Origin of the sequence: Streptomyces sp. CB00455, assembly GCF_001905445.1 — a bacterium.
Classification (GTDB): Bacteria; Actinomycetota; Actinomycetes; order Streptomycetales; family Streptomycetaceae; genus Streptomyces.
Genome location: NZ_LIVQ01000002.1, coordinates 939771 through 960078, shown reverse-complemented (window position 1 = coordinate 960078; position 20308 = coordinate 939771). Strand labels below are relative to the sequence as shown.

Sequence of the window (20308 nt, the reverse complement as noted above, 5' to 3'; positions counted from 1 at the left end):
CGGCGACTGCGGGCAGTTTGCCCGCATTTGGCGCCCAGGTGGGAGCGGGAAAGCCGACTGACGGACTGTGGCGTTGAAAAGTTCAGCGTCAGACTCCGGCAGGGCTCGCTGAGCCGCCCGAAGGGCGCTCAAGCGCCCCCTCCGGCCCCTTACCAGTCCTCCTCGGCACTCCCCGCTCCTCTCCACCCCTCCTCGCGCGCTCCCCACTCCATCGCCGGGCTCCTCCCGGGCTCTCTCCAGGGGCCTCTCCGCTCTCTCCTGCGCCTCTCGGCCTTTCCATTGCCTTCTTGCCCCCAACTACCCGCTGTCGCGGTCGATGAGGGGCAGGTGAGGGCAGTGGGCGGGCCGTGACGCTTATGCCCAGCCCCAAGGGAGTGGCAGTCGCTGAGCTGAGAGCAAGTGTGTAGCGATCTGATGCGCCCCCCGACCCGGGGCGTGCCTGCCTATGGGGCCCGGGCGGGAACGTGCCCGCCGAAGCGGGCAGTCGGCTCTCTGATCTCCCCGTATGCCTCTCTGTCCCCCGGCCCGTTCCTTTGGGGGGTTCCCGGCAGTCTTCGTATGTCCGGGGCGGGACGGGCGGTCAAGGGTGGAGCGCAGCGACATCGCGAAGCGACGCGACCGCAGGGAGCGCCCTTGAGGGCCCGGCCCGACACGGAGAGACGATGAGACTGCCGGGAAACCCCCAACCCATCCCTGACACCGACCAGCGCGGACCCCGCCTCCCGAAGCCACCCCGACTGTCCGTGACACCGACCGGCGCACAGCCCCCGCCCCCCCGAAGCCCCCGCCCGGCCCTCCCTGACCCCGCCCGGCACAGCCCCCGTAGCCCCCGCCCGGCTCTCACCCGCCGCCCGCCCAGCCCCGTACTCCACCCACCGCACCCACCCACCCCTTGTCTAGTTAGTGATTGAGTACTAACTTAGTTCCATGGCAAGGATGAGCGCAGAGGAGCGGCGCGAGAGCGTCATTCGGGCGGCCATGTATGAGTTCGCCCGAGGCGGCTACTACGGGACGTCCACCGAGGTGATCGCCAAGCGGGTGGGTGTCTCGCAGCCGTACCTCTTCCGGCTCTTCCCCAACAAGCAGGCGATCTTCCTTGCTGCCGCCGTGCGGTGCACGGAAGACATCCGGCTCGCCTTCGAGGGAGCGGGCGAGGGGTTGCGCGGGGAGGATGCCCGGAAGGCCATGGCGGCGGCGTACAGGCAGCTGATCACGGACCATCCCGACAAGTTGCAGATGCAGCTCCAGATCCATGTGACCGTCGCCGCAGCCGAGGCCGCCGGGGAGCCGGAGTTCGGGGAGATGGTGCGGGCCGGGTGGATGCGGCTCTGGGACACCGTCCATGGGCCACTCGGAGGCGACGTCGAGGAGACGACCTCCTTCATGGCCTCAGGGATGCTCATCAACACCCTCGCCGCCATGGGCTTCCCGCCGGGGCATCGGGTCTGGGAAGGGGTGCGGTCCCACAAGGATCAGGCCGAGGCCGACAGTGACGCCGAAGCAGCCGCCCGGGGCGACGTCGTAGCCGGGACGGCGAGCGGCGCCGACCCTTCCGTAGGGTGAGGTCCTCCCTCCCTGCCGCCGGCCTCTGCTACCCCACCTGTCCCACTTGTCCTGCCAGTCCCACCTGTTCTGCCTGCACTCCCTGCGCGTCCTGCACTCTCTGCGTACTCCGCGCCCCGCGCCCTGCGCGCACTCCGCTGTCACCGAAGTTAGTCAGCAATAACTAACAAGCTCCAGGGGGAAACCGTGAACACGCCAGACCCGGATACAAAGCTCCGGGGGCCCGCCGTCTGGGCCCTCGTACTCACCGCCGTCGCCAGTTTCATGGCTGCCCTGGACAACCTCGTCGTCACCACCGCCCTGCCCGCCATCCGCGGTGATCTCGGCGGCAAGCTGGAGGACCTGGAGTGGACGGTGAACGCGTACACGCTCACCTTCGCCGTCCTCCTGCTGTTCGGCGCCGCGCTCGGTGACCGGTTCGGGCGACGGCGGCTGTTCGTCACCGGGCTCGCGATCTTCACCGGTGCGTCCGCCGCGGCCGCGCTCTCGCCCGGCATCAACGAGCTCATCGCCGCCCGTGCCGTCCAGGGTGTCGGCGCCGCGATCATGATGCCGGTCACCCTGACCTTGCTCACCACTGCCGTCCCGGCCGCCCGCCGCGGCATGGCCCTCGGTATCTACGGCGCCGTCACCGGACTCGCCGTCGCCAGCGGCCCCCTCATCGGCGGCAGCCTCACCGAGCACATCTCCTGGCAATGGATCTTCTGGCTGAACGTCCCGATAGGCGTGGCCCTGATACCGCTCGCCCGGCTGCGGCTCACGGAGTCCACCGCCCCCGGGTCCCGCCTCGACTTCCGGGGCACCCTGCTCGTCAGCGGCGGCCTTTTCGGCATCGTCTACGGCCTGGTCAACGCCAACTCCGAAGGCTGGACCAGCGCTCCCGTCCTCTGCGGGCTAGTCCTCGGAGCGGTGCTCGTCGGCGGCTTCATCCACCACGGCTTCCGCCACCCCAACCCGATGCTCCCCATGCGGCTCTTCCAGAACCGCGGCTTCCTCGGGATCAACATGGCCAGCCTGCTGATGTTCCTGGGCATGTTCGGCTCGATCTTCCTGCTCAGCCAGTTCTTCCAGGGCGTGGCCGGCTACTCGCCCGCCGAAGCCGGCCTGCGCATGCTCCCCTGGACCGGCATGCCGATGATCGTCGCGCCCTTCGCCGGGATCCTCTCCGACCGCATCGGCGGCCGTCCCGTCGTCGCCGCCGGGCTGGCGTTCCAGGCCCTCGGCCTCGGCTGGTTCGCGGCGACGCTGAGCACCGACATGTCGTACGCCACCCAGCTGCCCCCACTGATCCTCAGCGGGATCGGCATGGCCCTCTACTTCGCGCCCGCCGCCAACGTGCTGATGTCCACGGTGGCCCCCGCCGACCAGGGCAAGGCGTCCGGAACCAACAACGCCCTGCGCGAGGTCGGCGGATCGCTCGGGGTCGCGGTCCTGGCCTCCGTCTTCTCCGCCCAGGGCGGCTACGAATCCCCGCAGGCCTTCACCGACGGCACCGTCCCGGCCCTGTGGATCGGGGCCGGCGCCGTGGCCCTGGCCTCCGCCCTCGCCCTGCTGCTGCCGCGCAAGGCGCGGCCCGCACCCGCCGGTCCGGCCCTCGCGGACCCCGCCCCGCAGGCCGTGACGCCGCGGAAGGTGCCCGCGGCCGGCTGATCCCGCCCTCCCGCCCGGGCCCGGAGGGGCTCCGGGGGCCGGGCGGCGGACCGCCCGCCGACCCGCGGTCCGGGCCGGCCGCTCCAGGCCGGCCGTTCGGGCACGGGCCGGCCGTCGGTGAAGGGTGGGACGTTCGGTGACGGGCCGGCCGGGCCGGCTCGTGACCGTCCGGCCGGTCCGTCCGTCCGGCCGGTCCGCCCGTCCGCCATCCGGGCCGGTCCCGTCCGCCGCCCGGACCACTCGGCCCGGTCCGGTCCGTGGCCACGCCGGGATGCGAGGGGCACGGACCGTACTCTTGTCCACGTGCAGGAACTCCACGACGCCCCCCTCGCCCCGCTGACCACCTTCCGTCTCGGCGGCCCCGCCAGCCGGCTGGTCACCGCGACCACCGACGACGAGGTGATCGCCGCCGTCCGCGCCGCGGACGACAGCGGCACCCCGCTCCTGATCATCGGTGGCGGCAGCAACCTGGTCATCGGCGACCAGGGCTTCGACGGCACCGCCCTGCGCATCGCCACCACCGGCTTCACCCTGGACGGCACCACCCTGGAGCTCGCCGCCGGCGAGAACTGGAGCGACGCCGTCGCCCGCACCGTCGAGGCGGGCCTCGCGGGCGTCGAGTGCCTCGCGGGGATCCCCGGCTCCGCCGGTGCCACTCCGATCCAGAACGTCGGCGCGTACGGCCAGGAGGTGTGCGACACGATCACCGAGGTCGTCGCCTACGACCGCAGCCGCCGCGAGACGGTCACCCTGAGCGCCGCCGCATGCGCCTTCCGGTACCGCAACAGCACCTTCAAGGACCAGCCCGGGCGCTACGTCGTCCTGCGCGTGCGCTTCGCCCTGGAGGACGCCGGCGGCCTCTCCGCGCCGATCAAGTACCCCGAGACCGCGCGCGCCCTCGGCGTAGGGGCCGGAGACCGGGTCCCCGCCGCGGCCGCCCGCGAGACCGTCCTGCGCCTGCGCGCCGGGAAGGGCATGGTCCTCGACCCCGCCGACCACGACACCTGGTCGGCCGGCTCCTTCTTCCACAACCCGATCCTGACCGACGAGGCGTACGCCGCCTTCCTCGCCCGCGTCCAGGACCGCCTCGGCGCCGCCGCCGCCCCGCCGGCCTACCCCGCGGGCGACGGCCGTACGAAGACCAGCGCCGCCTGGCTGATCGACAAGGCCGGCTTCACCAAGGGGTACGGCTCCGGTCCCGCGCGCATCTCCACCAAGCACACCCTCGCCCTCACCAACCGCGGCGAGGCCACCACCGAGGACCTCATCACCCTGGCCCGCGAGGTCGTCGCGGGCGTCCACGCGGCCTTCGGCGTCACCCTGGTCAACGAACCGGTGACGGTCGGCGTCAGCATCTGAGGAGCCCCGGCCGCCCATGCTCTGTCCCCTCCACGGAGCCGGTACGGACCCCACCCGCCTCGTGGGACGCACGCTCAGCAGAGTCGTGGCGTCCTGGCACATCAGCGACGGCGAGCGATCCGAGGCTCCCCTCGACGTCTGGCTCATCGACAGCGTCGGGGACTCCATCCGCATCACCACCGGCTCCGACCGGTGCCTGATCGTCGAGTCCGCCGCGCCGCACGCGCCCTACGACATGGGGGAGTGGGGCAGGATCGAGGTCGGTGAGGACCTCGGCGACCACCCGTTCCTGCGCCACCTCGGCGAGACGGTCGCCTCCGTCGCCGAGTTCGCCCTGCCCGAGCAGGGGCGCACCCACCTGGAGATCGGCTTCCCGGGCGGCGGCCGGGTGCGCGCGGACTGCTACCAGGGGGACCTGCGGCTCACCCGGTGAGCCAGTGGTCGATCCCGGCCAGCAGCTTGGCCTGCACCTCCTCGGGCGCGGCCGAAGCGCGCACCGACTGGCGGGCCAGCTCGGCGAGCTCCTGGTCGGTGAAGGCGTGGTGGCGGCGGGCGATCTCGTACTGCGCCGCGAGCCGGGAACCGAACAGCAGCGGGTCGTCCGCGCCGAGCGCCATCGGCACCCCGGCATCGAAGAGGGTGCGCAGCGGGACGTCCTCGGGCCGCTCGTAGACCCCGAGGGCGACGTTGGAGGCAGGGCAGACCTCGCAGGTGATCTGCCGGTCCGAGAGGCGCTGGAGCAGCCGGGGGTCCTCGGCGGCCCGTACGCCGTGTCCGATGCGCGAGGCGTGCAGGTCGTCGAGGCAGTCGCGGACGGAGGCGGGGCCGGCGAGCTCGCCGCCGTGCGGGGCGGCGAGGAGACCGCCCTCGCGGGCGATGGCGAAGGCCCGGTCGAAGTCACGGGCCATGCCGCGGCGCTCGTCGTTGGACAGGCCGAAGCCGACGATGCCGCGGTCGCCGTAGCGGACGGCGAGGCGGGCCAGGGTGCGGGCGTCCAGGGGGTGCTTCATGCGGTTCGCGGCGATGACCACGCGCATGCCGAGGCCGGTCTCGCGGGAGGCGGAGTCCACGGCGTCCAGGATGATCTCGACGGCGGGGATCATCCCGCCGAGGAGCGGGGCGTAGGACGTGGGATCCACCTGGATCTCCAGCCAGCCGCTGCCGTCCCGTACGTCCTCCTCGGCGGCCTCGCGCACCAGGCGCCGGATGTCGTCCGGCTCGCGCAGGCAGGAGCGGGCGGCGTCGTAGAGCCGCTGGAAACGGAACCAGCCGCGCTCGTCGGTGGCGCGCAGCTTGGGCGGTTCGCCGGCGGTCAGTGCGTCGGGCAGGCGGACGCCGTACTTGTCGGCGAGCTCCAGCAGGGTCGATGGTCGCATCGACCCGGTGAAGTGCAGGTGGAGGTGGGCCTTCGGCAGAAGCGTGAGATCGCGTACGTGCTCCATCCGGTGATCCTGCCGTACGCGCGCGCCGAGCGGGAGGGGCTTTTACCTATCGGGGTCTTGCTCGAACACCAGACCGGGACCCAGACCGGTCCCCGCCGAACGCCGGAGCGGCGCCGCCCTCGTCGGGGCGGCGCCGCTCAGTGCTGTGGTGCCGGCCGGCTCAGGCCTTGGCCTCCGCCAGGAGCTTCTGCAGCCGGGAGACGCCCTCCACCAGGTCCTCGTCGCCCAGCGCGTAGGACAGGCGCAGGTAGCCCGGGGTGCCGAAGGCCTCGCCGGGGACGACCGCGACCTCGGCCTCGTCCAGGATCAGGGCCGCGAGCTCCACGGAGGTCTGCGGGCGCTTGCCGCGGATCTCCTTGCCGAGCAGCCCCTTGACGGAGGGGTACGCGTAGAACGCGCCCTCGGGGGTGGGGCAGTAGACGCCGTCGATCTCGTTCAGCATCCGCACGATCGTCTGACGGCGGCGGTCGAAGGCGGTGCGCATCTCGTGGACCGCCTCCAGGTTGCCGGAGACGGCGGCCAGCGCAGCGACCTGGGCCACGTTGGAGACGTTGGAGGTGGCGTGCGACTGCAGGTTGGTCGCGGCCTTCACGACGTCCTTGGGGCCGATGATCCAGCCCACCCGCCAGCCGGTCATCGCGTACGTCTTGGCGACGCCGTTCACGATGATGCACTTGTCGGCCAGCTCGGGGACGATCGCGGGGAGCGAGACGAACTTCGCGTCGCCGTAGACCAGGTGCTCGTAGATCTCGTCCGTCAGGACCCACAGGCCGTGCCCGGCGGCCCAGCGGCCGATCGCCTCGGCGTCGGCCTCGCTGTAGACGGCGCCCGTCGGGTTGGAGGGGGAGACGAAGAGGACGACCTTGGTGCGCTCGGTGCGCGCGGCCTCCAGCTGCTCGACGGAGACCCGGTAGCCGGTGGTCTCGTCGGCGACGACCTCGACCGGGACACCGCCGGCGAGACGGATGGACTCGGGGTAGGTGGTCCAGTAGGGGGCCGGGACGATGACCTCGTCGCCCGGGTCGAGGATGGCCGCGAAGGCTTCGTAGATCGCCTGCTTGCCGCCGTTGGTCACCAGGACCTGCGACGCGTCGACCTCGTAGCCGGAGTCGCGCAGCGTCTTCGCGGCGATCGCGGCCTTCAGCTCGGGCAGACCGCCGGCCGGCGTGTAGCGGTGGTACTTGGGGTTGCGGCAGGCCTCGACCGCGGCTTCGACGATGTAGTCCGGGGTCGGGAAGTCGGGTTCGCCGGCGCCGAAGCCGATCACCGGGCGCCCGGCAGCCTTGAGGGCCTTCGCCTTGGCGTCGACGGCGAGGGTCGCGGACTCGGAAATGGCGCCGATACGGGCGGACACCCGGCGCTCGGAGGAAGGCGTTGCAGAGGTCATGCGAGCAATCGTCCCAGACGGCCCAGACGCGCCGCACACCGTTTCAGTCACCGGACCGAAGGGGGCCGCGAGGCGTTCTGTTCGACGTCAGGGCGCGGTTCACGTACACTCACCTGTCGTTGGACCTCGCCAGCCGCTGCAGAGCGTGAGCACTCCGTGCACTCGCCCGGATGCGGTAGGTTGGGGGACGCAAAGGGTCGTAGCTCAATTGGTAGAGCACTGGTCTCCAAAACCAGCGGTTGGGGGTTCGAGTCCCTCCGGCCCTGCTCCACACTCCCTCTCGGATGTGTGTGCGCAGGTACGTACTTCGATGCAACGCCGTGCGGCGCAACCGGGCGCGGTACGGCCACGACCCGGATTCAGGTGAGAGACGTGACGGACGCCCTGGGCTCCATCGACATGCCTGACGCCGAGGACGAGACGCGCGAGAAGAAGGCCCGCAAGGGCGGCAAGCGCGGCAAGAAGGGCCCCCTGGGCCGGCTCGCGCTGTTCTACCGCCAGATCGTCGCGGAACTCCGCAAGGTTGTATGGCCCACTCGCAACCAGCTCACGACGTACACCACCGTGGTGATTGTCTTCGTGGTCATCATGATCGGTCTGGTGACCGTGATTGACTATGGGTTCCAGGAAGCCATCAAGTTCGTCTTCGGCTGATCCCCGCGGAGGGCGGCGCCTGATGGGTGCCGCCCGTTTTCGCATGTTCCACCACCTTTTGTATCCAGGAAGAAGCAGCCACCGTGTCTGACCCGAACCTGAACGTGAGCCACGACTCCGTCGAGTCCGTCGAGGACGAGCTCGACATCGTCGAGGCGGCAGACGCTGTGGACCCCGACGAGGCCGAGCTCGCCGACGCCGAGGCGGGTGCCCCCGCCGAGGAGGCCGCGCTGCACGTCGAGGACGAGGGTGCGGCTGACGTCGAGGCCGATGAGGACGCCGAGGTCGAGGCTGCGGCCGACGCCGACGCCGACATCGAAGACGCGGTCGAGGCCGAGGCCGGCGACGCGGACGAAGAGGGCGACGCCGAGGCCGGCGACGCGGACGAAGAGGGCGACGCCGAGGCCGGCGAGGAGGCCGAAGAGGCCGCCGAGACCGAGCCCGCCGAGCCCGTCGACCCCGTCCAGGCCCTGCGCGAGGAGCTGCGCCTGCTGCCCGGCGAGTGGTACGTGATCCACACCTACGCCGGCTACGAGAAGCGTGTGAAGGCCAACCTGGAGCAGCGCGCCGTCTCGCTGAACGTCGAGGAGTTCATCTACCAGGCCGAGGTGCCCGAGGAAGAGATCGTCCAGATCAAGAACGGCGAGCGCAAGAACGTCCGGCAGAACAAGCTGCCCGGCTACGTTCTCGTCCGCATGGATCTGACGAACGAGTCCTGGGGCGTCGTCCGCAACACGCCTGGTGTCACCGGCTTCGTCGGCAACGCGTACGACCCCTACCCGCTGACCCTGGACGAGATCGTCAAGATGCTCGCCCCGGAGGCGCAGGAGAAGGCCGCCAAGGCCGCCGCGGAAGAGGCCGGTCTGCCCGCGCCCGCCGTCAAGCGCACGATCGAGGTGCTCGACTTCGAGGTCGGCGACTCGGTCACCGTCACCGACGGCCCCTTCGCCACGCTCCAGGCGACCATCAACGAGATCAACCCGGACTCGAAGAAGGTCAAGGGTCTCGTCGAGATCTTCGGCCGCGAGACCCCGGTCGAGCTCAGCTTCGACCAGATCCAGAAGAACTGACCCGCGCTGATCCACTTCGCGTGAGTCACGGCTTCTGAGCCCGAGCTTCCGGACAGGTCAGATTGCCCCCCAAAGGGCGGTCTGACCTGCTCGGTTTTTAGCCCCGCACTGATACCCGTTATCGTGGTGCGGTATGCCTCCATCCGGATGACCGGAAGGCGGCTGAAAACTCTCACTAGGACCCGGAGAGAGCAATGCCTCCCAAGAAGAAGAAGGTCACGGGGCTTATCAAGCTCCAGATCAAGGCCGGTGCGGCCAACCCGGCTCCGCCGGTCGGCCCCGCGCTCGGTCAGCACGGCGTCAACATCATGGAGTTCTGCAAGGCCTACAACGCCGCGACCGAGTCGCAGCGTGGCATGGTCGTGCCGGTGGAGATCACGGTCTACGACGACCGCTCCTTCACCTTCATCACCAAGACTCCGCCGGCCGCGCGTCTCATCCTGAAGCACGCGGGCGTGGAGAAGGGCTCCGGCGAGCCCCACAAGACCAAGGTCGCCAAGCTCACGGCCGCCCAGGTCAAGGAGATCGCCGAGCTGAAGATGCCCGACCTCAACGCCAACGACATCGACGCCGCCGTGAAGATCATTTCCGGTACCGCGCGCTCGATGGGCATCACGGTCGAAGGCTGATCCAGCCACCCCCCAGCACCACCAGTGGTAGGGCCAAGCGCTGGTCCGCACCACGACTCCACGCCTGAAGAAACAACACAGGAGCAGAAGTGAAGCGCAGCAAGACTCTCCGCGCTGCGGACGCCAAGGTCGACCGGGAGAAGCTGTACGCCCCGCTCGAGGCCGTCCGTCTCGCCAAGGAGACCTCCGCGACCAAGTTCGACGGCACCGTCGAGGTCGCCTTCCGCCTGGGTGTCGACCCGCGCAAGGCCGACCAGATGGTCCGTGGCACCGTGAACCTCCCGCACGGCACCGGCAAGACCGCCCGGGTCCTGGTCTTCGCGACCGGTGACCGTGCTGCGGCCGCGGAAGCCGCCGGCGCCGACATTGTCGGCGACGACGAGCTGATCAACGAGATCGCCAAGGGCAACCGCCTCAACGAGTTCGACGCCGTTGTGGCCACCCCGGACCTCATGGGCAAGGTCGGCCGCCTCGGCCGCGTGCTCGGTCCCCGTGGCCTCATGCCGAACCCGAAGACCGGCACCGTCACCATGGACGTCGCCAAGGCTGTCACCGAGATCAAGGGTGGCAAGATCGAGTTCCGTGTCGACAAGCACTCGAACCTGCACTTCATCATCGGCAAGGTCTCCTTCTCCGATGACAAGCTGGTCGAGAACTACGGCGCGGCCCTGGACGAGATCCTTCGTCTGAAGCCGTCCGCCGCCAAGGGCCGCTACATCAAGAAGGCCGCCCTCAGCACCACCATGGGCCCCGGCATCCAGCTGGACCCGAACCGCACCCGGAACCTCCTCGTCGAGGAAGACCCGGCCGCTGTCTGAGCCTGACGGGCTCACCGCGTAGCTGAACGGGCCTCTCGCCCCCTTCACGGGGTGGCGGGGGGCCCGTTTGCGTGTCACCGAACACATCGCCCCCGACTGAGGGGCTGATGGCGGCGATACCGAGGGCGCCGTGTCCTGCCCTCCAGGCCCTGCACGATCGGGTACCCGGCCGGCACCCCATGTCGGCTCCTGACCGCCCGGAATCGGGCCGGCAGGAGCCGACAAGACCGACGGCGCCCGGACCCGTCCCTTCCGCGCTGAAGGGCGTCCACTGGGCGGGCAGGGAGACCGACCGCACGCCGGGCGAGGCCGACCGGACGCCGAAGGTTTCAAGCGGCCTGAGGGCGATTTGCCTCGGCTGGGGGCGTTCACGTACTCTTCCGGAGAAGCCAAAGACCGCTGGTCGTTGCCGTGCCCGCAAGGGTTCGGTGGCCGAAGGATCCGCTGATCGCGGGCGTCCTGCGTAGGTGTTCGTGGAAAAGCTCCCGGAGTGATCCGGTCGAGCTTACGCCCCGTGCGCCTGCGCCGGGGCGTTTCGTATTGTTCAGCCCCTTCTGAGCGGTCCTCATCACCCGGAAGGAGGCCGACGCTCTATGGCAAGGCCCGACAAGGCTGCCGCGGTAGCCGAGCTCACGGACCAGTTCCAGAGCTCGAACGCCGCCGTGCTGACCGAGTACCGGGGTCTCACCGTCGCGCAGCTCAAGACGCTGCGTCGTTCGCTCGGTGAGAACGCCCAGTACGCCGTGGTGAAGAACACGCTGACCAAGATTGCGGCCAACCAGGCCGGGATCACCGCGCTGGACGAGCACTTCGCTGGTCCGACCGCGGTCGCCTTCATCACCGGTGACCCGGTGGAGTCGGCGAAGAGCCTGCGTGACTTCGCCAAGGAGAACCCGAACCTCGTCATCAAGGGCGGTGTCCTTGATGGCAAGGCGCTCACCGCTGACGAGATCAAGAAGCTTGCGGACCTCGAGTCCCGCGAGGTTCTGCTCAGCAAGCTGGCCGGCGCGTTCAAGGGCAAGCAGTCTCAGGCTGCCTCGCTCTTCCAGGCGCTGCCGTCGAAGTTCGTCCGCACTGCGGAAGCGCTTCGCGTCAAGCTCGCCGAGCAGGGCGGTGCCGAGTAATTCGGCTCGCGCACTGATCCACGCCGCCTAGTGCGTGGGTCGTAGCGGGCCGTTACGCCCGCCTCTATATACATCCGGCACCTGCCGAATTAGTGGAAGGATCGCCCATCATGGCGAAGCTCTCTCAGGACGACCTCCTCGCCCAGTTCGAGGAGATGACCCTCATCGAGCTCTCCGAGTTCGTGAAGGCCTTCGAGGAGAAGTTCGACGTCACCGCCGCCGCGGCCGTCGCCGTTGCCGGTCCCGCGGGCCCGGGTGCCCCGGTCGAGGCCGCCGAGGAGCAGGACGAGTTCGACGTCATCCTCACCGGTGCCGGCGACAAGAAGATCCAGGTCATCAAGGTCGTGCGTGAGCTGACCTCCCTGGGCCTCAAGGAGGCCAAGGACCTCGTGGACGGCGCCCCGAAGCCCGTTCTCGAGAAGGTCGCCAAGGAGGCCGCTGACAAGGCCGCCGAGTCCCTCAAGGCCGCCGGCGCGGCTGTCGAGGTCAAGTAACACCTCTGGGGCCTCTCTGAGGCTCCGGTCAAGGGCGATCACCCGTAAGGGTGGTCGCCCTTTGGCGTACCCGAAGTGCCTGACTTGCCCTGGTCTCGCTGGGGAGTAGGGTGATCATCGTTGCCCCGGCGCAGTGTCCCGAGATGATCCGCACGGAGCAGGGGGCCTTGACGAACGAGACGCGGCGCGCAATTCTCAGACCCGTCGCTGCCTCGGTCAGCTCGGACAGCCCGATCCGGGATCCGAGGCATGGATCGGCTACGAAGAGGGCAGTACTGATACGCGCTCTGTACACGCGAGCCGCAGGGTGGGACGCAGGGTTGGTTTGTAAACGACACGGGGAAGGCCTGTTGCCGGTTTCCGGAAACCTGGTCTGGACATCAGTGAGCCAAGTGGCTACACTGACCCTTTGCGCTGCCTGTTAGCTGTCCCCTGCCCGTCGCCAGGGGCATGCCCACGCTGAAGCACACTTGATTGATCGCCTTGACCTGGCCCTTCCGGCCGGATCGAAAGCGGGCGTCTTCTGTGTCGGCTGGGACCGGTACGCGCGTAGTGAGTCCGAGCCCTCGGAAGGACCCCCTCTTGGCCGCCTCGCGCAACGCCTCGACCAATACGAACAACGGTGCCAGCACTGCCCCGCTGCGCATCTCCTTTGCAAAGATCAAGGAGCCCCTCGAGGTTCCGAACCTCCTGGCGCTGCAGACCGAGAGCTTTGACTGGCTTCTCGGCAACGCTGCCTGGAAGTCTCGCGTCGAGTCGGCGCTTGAGAGTGGACAGGACGTCCCCACCAAGTCCGGTCTGGAAGAGATCTTCGAGGAGATCTCGCCGATCGAGGACTTCTCCGGGTCGATGTCGCTGACCTTCCGCGACCACCGTTTCGAGCCGGCGAAGAACTCCGTCGACGAGTGCAAGGAGCGCGACTTCACGTACGCGGCTCCGCTGTTCGTCACTGCCGAGTTCACGAACAACGAGACCGGAGAGATCAAGTCTCAGACGGTCTTCATGGGCGACTTCCCGCTCATGACCAACAAGGGCACCTTCGTCATCAACGGCACCGAGCGTGTCGTCGTGTCGCAGCTTGTCCGTTCCCCTGGTGTCTACTTCGACTCCTCCATCGACAAGACGTCCGACAAGGACATCTTCTCCGCCAAGATCATCCCGTCCCGGGGTGCCTGGCTGGAGATGGAGATCGACAAGCGCGACATGGTCGGTGTCCGCATCGACCGCAAGCGCAAGCAGTCCGTCACCGTCCTCCTGAAGGCTCTCGGCTGGACCACCGAGCAGATCCTCGAAGAGTTCGGCGAGTACGAGTCCATGCGCGCCACCCTGGAGAAGGACCACACCCAGGGTCAGGACGACGCGCTGCTCGACATCTACCGCAAGCTGCGTCCGGGCGAACCGCCGACCCGCGAGGCCGCTCAGACGCTGCTCGAGAACCTCTACTTCAACCCCAAGCGCTACGACCTCGCCAAGGTCGGCCGCTACAAGGTGAACAAGAAGCTCGGCGCCGACGAGCCGCTGGACGCCGGCGTGCTCACCACCGACGACGTCATCGCCACGATCAAGTACCTGGTCAAGCTGCACGCCGGCGAGACCGAGACGACCGGCGAGTCCGGCCGTTCGATCGTGGTCGAGACCGATGACATCGACCACTTCGGCAACCGTCGTCTGCGCAACGTCGGCGAGCTCATCCAGAACCAGGTCCGCACGGGTCTGGCTCGTATGGAGCGCGTCGTCCGCGAGCGCATGACGACCCAGGACGTCGAGGCGATCACGCCGCAGACCCTGATCAACATCCGGCCGGTCGTCGCCTCCATCAAGGAGTTCTTCGGCACCAGCCAGCTGTCGCAGTTCATGGACCAGAACAACCCGCTGTCGGGTCTCACCCACAAGCGCCGCCTGTCGGCACTTGGCCCGGGTGGTCTGTCCCGTGAGCGGGCCGGCTTCGAGGTCCGTGACGTGCACCCGTCGCACTACGGCCGCATGTGCCCGATCGAGACCCCTGAAGGCCCGAACATCGGTCTGATCGGCTCGCTCGCCTCCTACGGCCGCGTCAACGCGTTCGGCTTCGTCGAGACCCCGTACCGCAAGGTCGTCGACGGTGTCGTCACCGACGACGTCGACTACCTGACCGCGGACGAGGAAGACCGCTTCGTCATCGCCCAGGCCAACGCCGGCCTGTCCGACGACATGCGCTTCACCGAGAACCGCGTGCTGGTCCGCCGTCGTGGCGGCGAGATCGACTACATCGCCGGCGACGACGTCGACTACATGGACGTCTCCCCGCGCCAGATGGTGTCCGTCGCGACCGCGATGATCCCCTTCCTGGAGCACGACGACGCCAACCGTGCCCTCATGGGCGCGAACATGATGCGCCAGGCCGTTCCGCTCATCAAGGCGGAGGCGCCGCTCGTCGGCACCGGCATGGAGTACCGCTGTGCGGTCGACGCCGGTGACTCGATCCGCGCGGAGAAGGACGGTGTGGTCCAGGAGGTCTCGGCCGACTACATCACCGTCGCCAACGACGACGGCACGTATACCACGTACCGCGTCGCGAAGTTCTCCCGCTCGAACCAGGGCACCTCGGTCAACCAGAAGGTCATCGTCAACGAGGGTGACCGGATCATCGAGTCCCAGGTCCTCGCCGACGGTCCCGCGACCGAAGAGGGCGAAATGGCCCTCGGCAAGAACCTGCTCGTCGCGTTCATGCCGTGGGAGGGTCACAACTACGAGGACGCGATCATCCTGTCGCAGCGCCTCGTGCAGGACGACGTCCTCTCCTCGATCCACATCGAGGAGCACGAGGTCGACGCCCGTGACACCAAGCTCGGCCCCGAGGAGATCACCCGGGACATTCCGAACGTCTCCGAGGAGGTCCTCGCGGACCTCGACGAGCGCGGCATCATCCGCATCGGTGCGGACGTCGTCGCCGGCGACATCCTGGTCGGCAAGGTCACGCCCAAGGGCGAGACCGAGCTGACCCCGGAGGAGCGCCTGCTCCGCGCGATCTTCGGTGAGAAGGCCCGCGAGGTGCGTGACACCTCGCTCAAGGTTCCTCACGGTGAGATCGGCAAGGTCATCGGTGTCCGCGTCTTCGACCGCGAGGAGGGCGACGAGCTTCCTCCGGGCGTGAACCAGCTGGTCCGCGTCTACGTCGCCCAGAAGCGCAAGATCACCGACGGTGACAAGCTCGCCGGCCGTCACGGCAACAAGGGTGTCATCTCCAAGATCCTTCCGATCGAGGACATGCCCTTCCTCGAAGACGGCACCCCGGTCGACATCATCCTGAACCCGCTGGGTGTCCCGTCCCGAATGAACCCGGGACAGGTCCTGGAGATCCACCTCGGCTGGCTCGCCAGTCGCGGCTGGGACGTCTCCGGCCTGGCGGACGAGTGGGCGCAGCGCCTCCAGGCGATCGGCGCCGACAAGGTCGAGCCCGGTACCAACGTCGCCACCCCGGTGTTCGACGGCGCCCGCGAGGACGAGCTGGCCGGCCTGCTGCAGCACACCATCCCGAACCGCGACGGCGAGCGCATGGTGCTCCCGACCGGTAAGGCGCGTCTGTTCGACGGCCGCTCCGGCGAGCCGTTCCCGGACCCGATCTCGGTCGGGTACATGTACATCCTCAAGCTCCACCACCTGGTCGACGACAAGCTCCACGCTCGGTCGACCGGTCCGTACTCGATGATCACGCAGCAGCCGCTGGGTGGTAAGGCGCAGTTCGGTGGCCAGCGCTTCGGTGAGATGGAGGTGTGGGCGCTTGAGGCTTATGGCGCCGCTTACGCCCTCCAGGAGCTGCTGACCATCAAGTCCGACGACGTCACCGGCCGCGTGAAGGTCTACGAGGCCATCGTCAAGGGCGAGAACATCCCCGAGCCGGGCATTCCCGAGTCCTTCAAGGTGCTCATCAAGGAAATGCAGTCGCTCTGCCTCAACGTGGAGGTGCTGTCCTCGGACGGCATGTCCATCGAGATGCGCGACACCGACGAGGACGTCTTCCGCGCGGCGGAGGAGCTCGGTATCGACCTGTCCCGGCGTGAGCCGAGCAGCGTCGAAGAGGTCTGACGGGCCTGACGGGGGGCTCGCTCAAGAGCCCCCCGTCATCCCCGGGACCGTTCAGACCATGATTGAGACTCGACCCCGAAAGAGGGATTGACGCACAGTGCTCGACGTCAACTTCTTCGACGAGCTGCGGATCGGCCTTGCCACCGCGGACGACATCCGAACCTGGTCCCACGGCGAGGTCAAGAAGCCGGAGACCATCAACTACCGCACGCTCAAGCCCGAGAAGGACGGACTCTTCTGCGAGAAGATCTTCGGTCCGACCCGCGACTGGGAGTGCTACTGCGGCAAGTACAAGCGTGTCCGCTTCAAGGGCATCATCTGTGAGCGTTGTGGCGTCGAAGTCACGCGCGCCAAGGTGCGCCGCGAGCGGATGGGCCACATCGAGCTTGCCGCTCCCGTCACCCACATCTGGTACTTCAAGGGCGTCCCGTCGCGCCTCGGATACCTGCTGGACCTCGCGCCGAAGGACCTCGAAAAGGTCATCTACTTCGCCGCGTACATGATCACGTTCGTGGACGACGAGCGCCGCACCCGCGACCTCCCGTCCCTGGAGGCGCACGTCTCCGTCGAGCGCCAGCAGATCGAGAACCGCCGGGACGCGGACCTCGAAGGCCGTGCCAAGAAGCTCGAGACCGACCTGGCCGAGCTCGAGGCCGAGGGCGCGAAGGCCGACGTACGCCGCAAGGTGCGCGAAGGTGCCGAGCGCGAGATGAAGCAGCTGCGTGACCGCGCCCAGCGCGAGATCGACCGCCTCGACGAGGTGTGGGCCCGCTTCAAGAACCTCAAGGTCCAGGACCTGGAGGGCGACGAGCTCCTCTACCGCGAGCTGCGTGACCGCTTCGGCACGTACTTCGACGGCTGCATGGGCGCCGCCGCGCTGCAGAAGCGCCTGGAGTCCTTCGACCTCGAGGAAGAGGCCGAGCGCCTCCGCGAGATCATCCGTACCGGCAAGGGCCAGAAGAAGACCCGTGCGCTCAAGCGCCTCAAGGTCGTCTCCGCGTTCCTGCAGACCAGCAACAAGCCCAAGGGCATGGTTCTGGACTGCGTGCCGGTCATCCCGCCGGACCTGCGTCCGATGGTGCAGCTGGACGGTGGCCGCTTCGCGACCTCCGACCTGAACGACCTGTACCGCCGCGTGATCAACCGCAACAACCGCCTGAAGCGCCTTCTCGACCTCGGTGCCCCCGAGATCATCGTGAACAACGAGAAGCGCATGCTCCAGGAGGCCGTCGACGCCCTCTTCGACAACGGTCGTCGTGGTCGCCCGGTCACCGGTCCCGGCAACCGCCCGCTGAAGTCCCTGAGCGACATGCTCAAGGGCAAGCAGGGTCGATTCCGTCAGAACCTCCTCGGCAAGCGCGTGGACTACTCCGCGCGTTCCGTGATCGTCGTCGGCCCCCAGCTGAAGCTGCACCAGTGCGGCCTGCCCAAGGCCATGGCGCTGGAGCTCTTCAAGCCGTTCGTGATGAAGCGCCTGGTCGACCTGAACCACGCGCAGAACATCAAGTCGGCGAAGCGCATGGTCGAGCGCGGCCGCACGGTCGTCTACGACGTGCTCGAAGAGGTCATCGCCGAGCACCCGGTCCTGCTGAACCGTGCGCCCACGCTGCACCGCCTCGGCATCCAGGCCTTCGAGCCCCAGCTGGTCGAAGGCAAGGCCATCCAGATCCACCCGCTCGTCTGCACCGCGTTCAACGCGGACTTCGACGGTGACCAGATGGCCGTGCACCTGCCGCTCTCCGCGGAGGCGCAGGCCGAGGCCCGCATCCTGATGCTGTCCTCGAACAACATCCTCAAGCCGGCCGACGGCCGTCCGGTCACGATGCCGACCCAGGACATGGTCCTCGGTCTGTTCTTCCTGACCACCGACGGTGAGCTCCGTGACACCAAGGGCGAGGGCCGCGCGTTCGGCTCCACGGCCGAGGCGACCATGGCGTTCGACAACGGCGAGCTCGCGCTCCAGTCGCCCGTCGACATCCGCTTCCCGGTGGGCACCATCCCGCCGCGTGGCTGGGTGCCGCCGGTCGCCGAGGAAGGTGAGCAGGAGTTCCAGCCGGGGGACAGCTTCCGGCTGCGCACCACCCTGGGCCGCGCGCTCTTCAACGAGCTGCTGCCCGAGGACTACCCGTTCGTCGACTACTCGGTGGGCAAGAAGCAGCTCTCCGAGATCGTCAACGACCTGGCGGAGCGCTACCCCAAGGTCATCGTGGCGGCGACGCTCGACAACCTGAAGGCGGCCGGCTTCCACTGGGCGACCCGTTCGGGCGTCACCGTGGCCATCTCCGACGTCGTCGTGCCCGAGGCCAAGAAGGCCATCGTCAAGGGCTACGAGGAGCTGGACGAGAAGGTCCAGAAGCAGTATGAGCGCGGTCTGATCACCAAGGACGAGCGCACGCAGGAGCTCATCGCGATCTGGACCAAGGCGACCAACGAGGTTGCCGAGGCGATGAACGCGAACTTCCCCAAGACGAACCCCATCTTCATGATGGTTGACTCGGGTGCCCGAGGAAACATGATGCAGATGCGACAGATCGCCGGTATGCGTGGTCTGGTGTCGAACGCGAAGAACGAGACCATCCCGCGTCCGATCAAGGCGTCCTTCCGTGAGGGCCTCACCGTTCTGGAGTACTTCATCTCCACGCACGGTGCCCGTAAGGGTCTGGCGGACACCGCCCTGCGTACCGCCGACTCGGGTTACCTGACCCGTCGTCTGGTGGACGTCTCGCAGGACGTGATCATCCGCGAGGAGGACTGCGGCACCGAGCGCGGCCTGAAGCTGAAGATCGCCGTTCGCGGCGAGGACGGCGTGCTGCGCAAGGCCGACGACGTCGAGACCTCGATCTACGCCCGCATGCTGGCCGAGGACGTCGTCATCGACGGCAAGGTCATCGCGCCGGCCAACGTCGACCTCGGTGACGTGCTCATCGACGCCCTGGTCGCCAACGGCGTCGAGGAGGTCAAGACCCGCTCGGTCCTGACCTGTGAGTCCGCGGTCGGCACCTGTGCCTTCTGCTACGGACGCTCGCTCGCCACCGGCAAGCTGGTCGACATCGGTGAGGCGGTCGGCATCATCGCCGCCCAGTCCATCGGTGAGCCCGGTACCCAGCTGACGATGCGTACCTTCCACACCGGTGGTGTGGCCGGTGACGACATCACGCAGGGTCTGCCGCGTGTCGTCGAGCTCTTCGAGGCCCGTACCCCGAAGGGTGTCGCCCCGATCTCCGAGGCCGCCGGCCGCGTGCGGATCGAGGAGACCGAGAAGACGAAGAAGATCGTCATCACGCCCGACGACGGCAGCGACGAGACGGCCTTCCCGATCTCGAAGCGCGCCAAGGTCATCGTGCAGGAGGGCGAGCACGTCGAGGTGGGCCAGAAGCTCACCATGGGTGCCACCAACCCGCACGACGTGCTGCGCATCCTCGGTCAGCGTGCCGTCCAGGTCCACCTGGTCGGCGAAGTCCAGAAGGTCTACAACTCGCAGGGCGTGTCGATCCACGACAAGCACATCGAGATCATCATCCGGCAGATGCTGCGCCGCGTGACGATCATCGAGTCCGGCGACGCGGAGCTCCTGCCGGGCGAGCTGGTCGAGCGGTCGAAGTTCGAGACCGAGAACCGTCGTGTGGTCACCGAGGGCGGTCACCCCGCCTCCGGCCGTCCGCAGCTGATGGGTATCACCAAGGCCTCGCTGGCGACGGAATCCTGGCTGTCGGCCGCCTCCTTCCAGGAGACGACCCGAGTCCTGACGGATGCGGCGATCAACGCCAAGTCCGACAGCCTCATCGGCCTCAAGGAGAACGTCATCATCGGTAAGCTCATCCCGGCCGGTACGGGCCTCGCCCGCTACCGCAACATCCGGGTGGAGCCCACCGAGGAGGCCAAGGCCGCGATGTACTCGGCCGTCGGCTACGACGACATCGACTACTCGCCCTTCGGCACCGGCTCCGGCCAGGCTGTCCCGCTGGAGGACTACGACTACGGCCCGTACAACGGCTGACAGCTCGTAAGCGCGTGAGAAGAAGCCCCCCGCGGCTCCGAGAGGAGCGGCGGGGG

General features: G+C 68.3%; 14 protein-coding genes and 1 tRNA gene. 13 read left to right on the top strand and 2 right to left on the bottom strand.

The window, feature by feature from the left end:
* Window positions 1-927 precede the first annotated feature (927 nt).
* The 4 genes from AMK16_RS11825 to AMK16_RS11810 all read left to right on the top strand — a co-directional run bounded on the left by AMK16_RS11825 (window position 928) and on the right by AMK16_RS11810 (window position 5005).
* Window positions 928-1563 (top strand): TetR/AcrR family transcriptional regulator, encoded by a 636-nt coding sequence (locus tag AMK16_RS11825; protein WP_079191452.1) that lies wholly within the window; start codon window positions 928-930, stop codon window positions 1561-1563.
* A 186-nt stretch (window positions 1564-1749) separates the two neighbouring features.
* Window positions 1750-3213, top strand: coding sequence for a DHA2 family efflux MFS transporter permease subunit (locus AMK16_RS11820; protein ID WP_073912959.1), 1464 nt, complete (start codon window positions 1750-1752; stop codon window positions 3211-3213).
* 303 nt (window positions 3214-3516) lie between these two features.
* The gene (locus AMK16_RS11815) at window positions 3517-4572 is read left to right on the top strand and encodes a UDP-N-acetylmuramate dehydrogenase (protein ID WP_073912956.1); all 1056 of its coding nucleotides are present in this window, start codon (window positions 3517-3519) and stop codon (window positions 4570-4572) included.
* Between the two features lie 16 nt (window positions 4573-4588).
* Entirely contained in the window at window positions 4589-5005 is a 417-nt protein-coding gene (locus tag AMK16_RS11810) for a hypothetical protein (RefSeq protein WP_073912953.1), read from the top strand.
* Here the strand turns inward: AMK16_RS11810 and AMK16_RS11805 are convergent.
* Together AMK16_RS11805 and AMK16_RS11800 are read right to left on the bottom strand one after the other, a co-directional pair.
* Entirely contained in the window at window positions 4995-6014 is a 1020-nt protein-coding gene (locus tag AMK16_RS11805; protein WP_073912950.1) for an adenosine deaminase, read from the bottom strand. The genes AMK16_RS11810 and AMK16_RS11805 overlap by 11 nt on opposite strands.
* Before the next feature lie 160 nt (window positions 6015-6174).
* A complete protein-coding gene (locus AMK16_RS11800) occupies window positions 6175-7401 on the bottom strand; it encodes a pyridoxal phosphate-dependent aminotransferase (protein WP_073912948.1) in 1227 nt (408 codons plus the stop codon).
* A 193-nt stretch (window positions 7402-7594) separates the two neighbouring features.
* Here AMK16_RS11800 and AMK16_RS11795 point away from each other — a divergent pair.
* The 9 genes from AMK16_RS11795 (at window position 7595) to AMK16_RS11750 (ending at window position 20252) form a co-directional block, all read left to right on the top strand.
* A tRNA-Trp gene (locus tag AMK16_RS11795) sits at window positions 7595-7667 on the top strand.
* Window positions 7668-7773: 106 nt separating this feature from the next.
* Complete coding sequence (gene secE, locus AMK16_RS11790) at window positions 7774-8055, top strand: preprotein translocase subunit SecE (RefSeq protein ID WP_030825982.1); 282 nt, start codon at window positions 7774-7776, stop codon at window positions 8053-8055.
* A gap of 83 nt (window positions 8056-8138) precedes the next feature.
* Window positions 8139-9125, top strand: a complete 987-nt coding sequence (nusG, locus tag AMK16_RS11785) for a transcription termination/antitermination protein NusG (RefSeq protein WP_073912945.1) — start codon at window positions 8139-8141, stop codon at window positions 9123-9125.
* A gap of 194 nt (window positions 9126-9319) precedes the next feature.
* Complete coding sequence (rplK, locus tag AMK16_RS11780; protein ID WP_073912942.1) at window positions 9320-9754, top strand: 50S ribosomal protein L11; 435 nt, start codon at window positions 9320-9322, stop codon at window positions 9752-9754.
* 89 nt (window positions 9755-9843) lie between these two features.
* Window positions 9844-10572 carry a 50S ribosomal protein L1 gene (gene rplA / locus AMK16_RS11775; RefSeq protein ID WP_073912938.1) on the top strand — a complete coding sequence of 243 codons (729 nt, stop codon included), beginning with the start codon at window positions 9844-9846 and terminating at the stop codon, window positions 10570-10572.
* Window positions 10573-11165: 593 nt separating this feature from the next.
* On the top strand, window positions 11166-11696 hold the full coding sequence (rplJ, locus tag AMK16_RS11770) for a 50S ribosomal protein L10 (RefSeq protein ID WP_073912935.1): 531 nt from the start codon (window positions 11166-11168) through the stop codon (window positions 11694-11696).
* 110 nt (window positions 11697-11806) lie between these two features.
* Entirely contained in the window at window positions 11807-12190 is a 384-nt protein-coding gene (gene rplL, locus AMK16_RS11765) for a 50S ribosomal protein L7/L12 (protein ID WP_073912932.1), read from the top strand.
* Between the two features lie 582 nt (window positions 12191-12772).
* The gene (gene rpoB / locus AMK16_RS11755) at window positions 12773-16255 is read left to right on the top strand and encodes a DNA-directed RNA polymerase subunit beta (RefSeq protein ID WP_073912929.1); all 3483 of its coding nucleotides are present in this window, start codon (window positions 12773-12775) and stop codon (window positions 16253-16255) included.
* Between the two features lie 97 nt (window positions 16256-16352).
* Entirely contained in the window at window positions 16353-20252 is a 3900-nt protein-coding gene (locus tag AMK16_RS11750; RefSeq protein ID WP_073912926.1) for a DNA-directed RNA polymerase subunit beta', read from the top strand.
* Window positions 20253-20308: the final 56 nt, after the last annotated feature.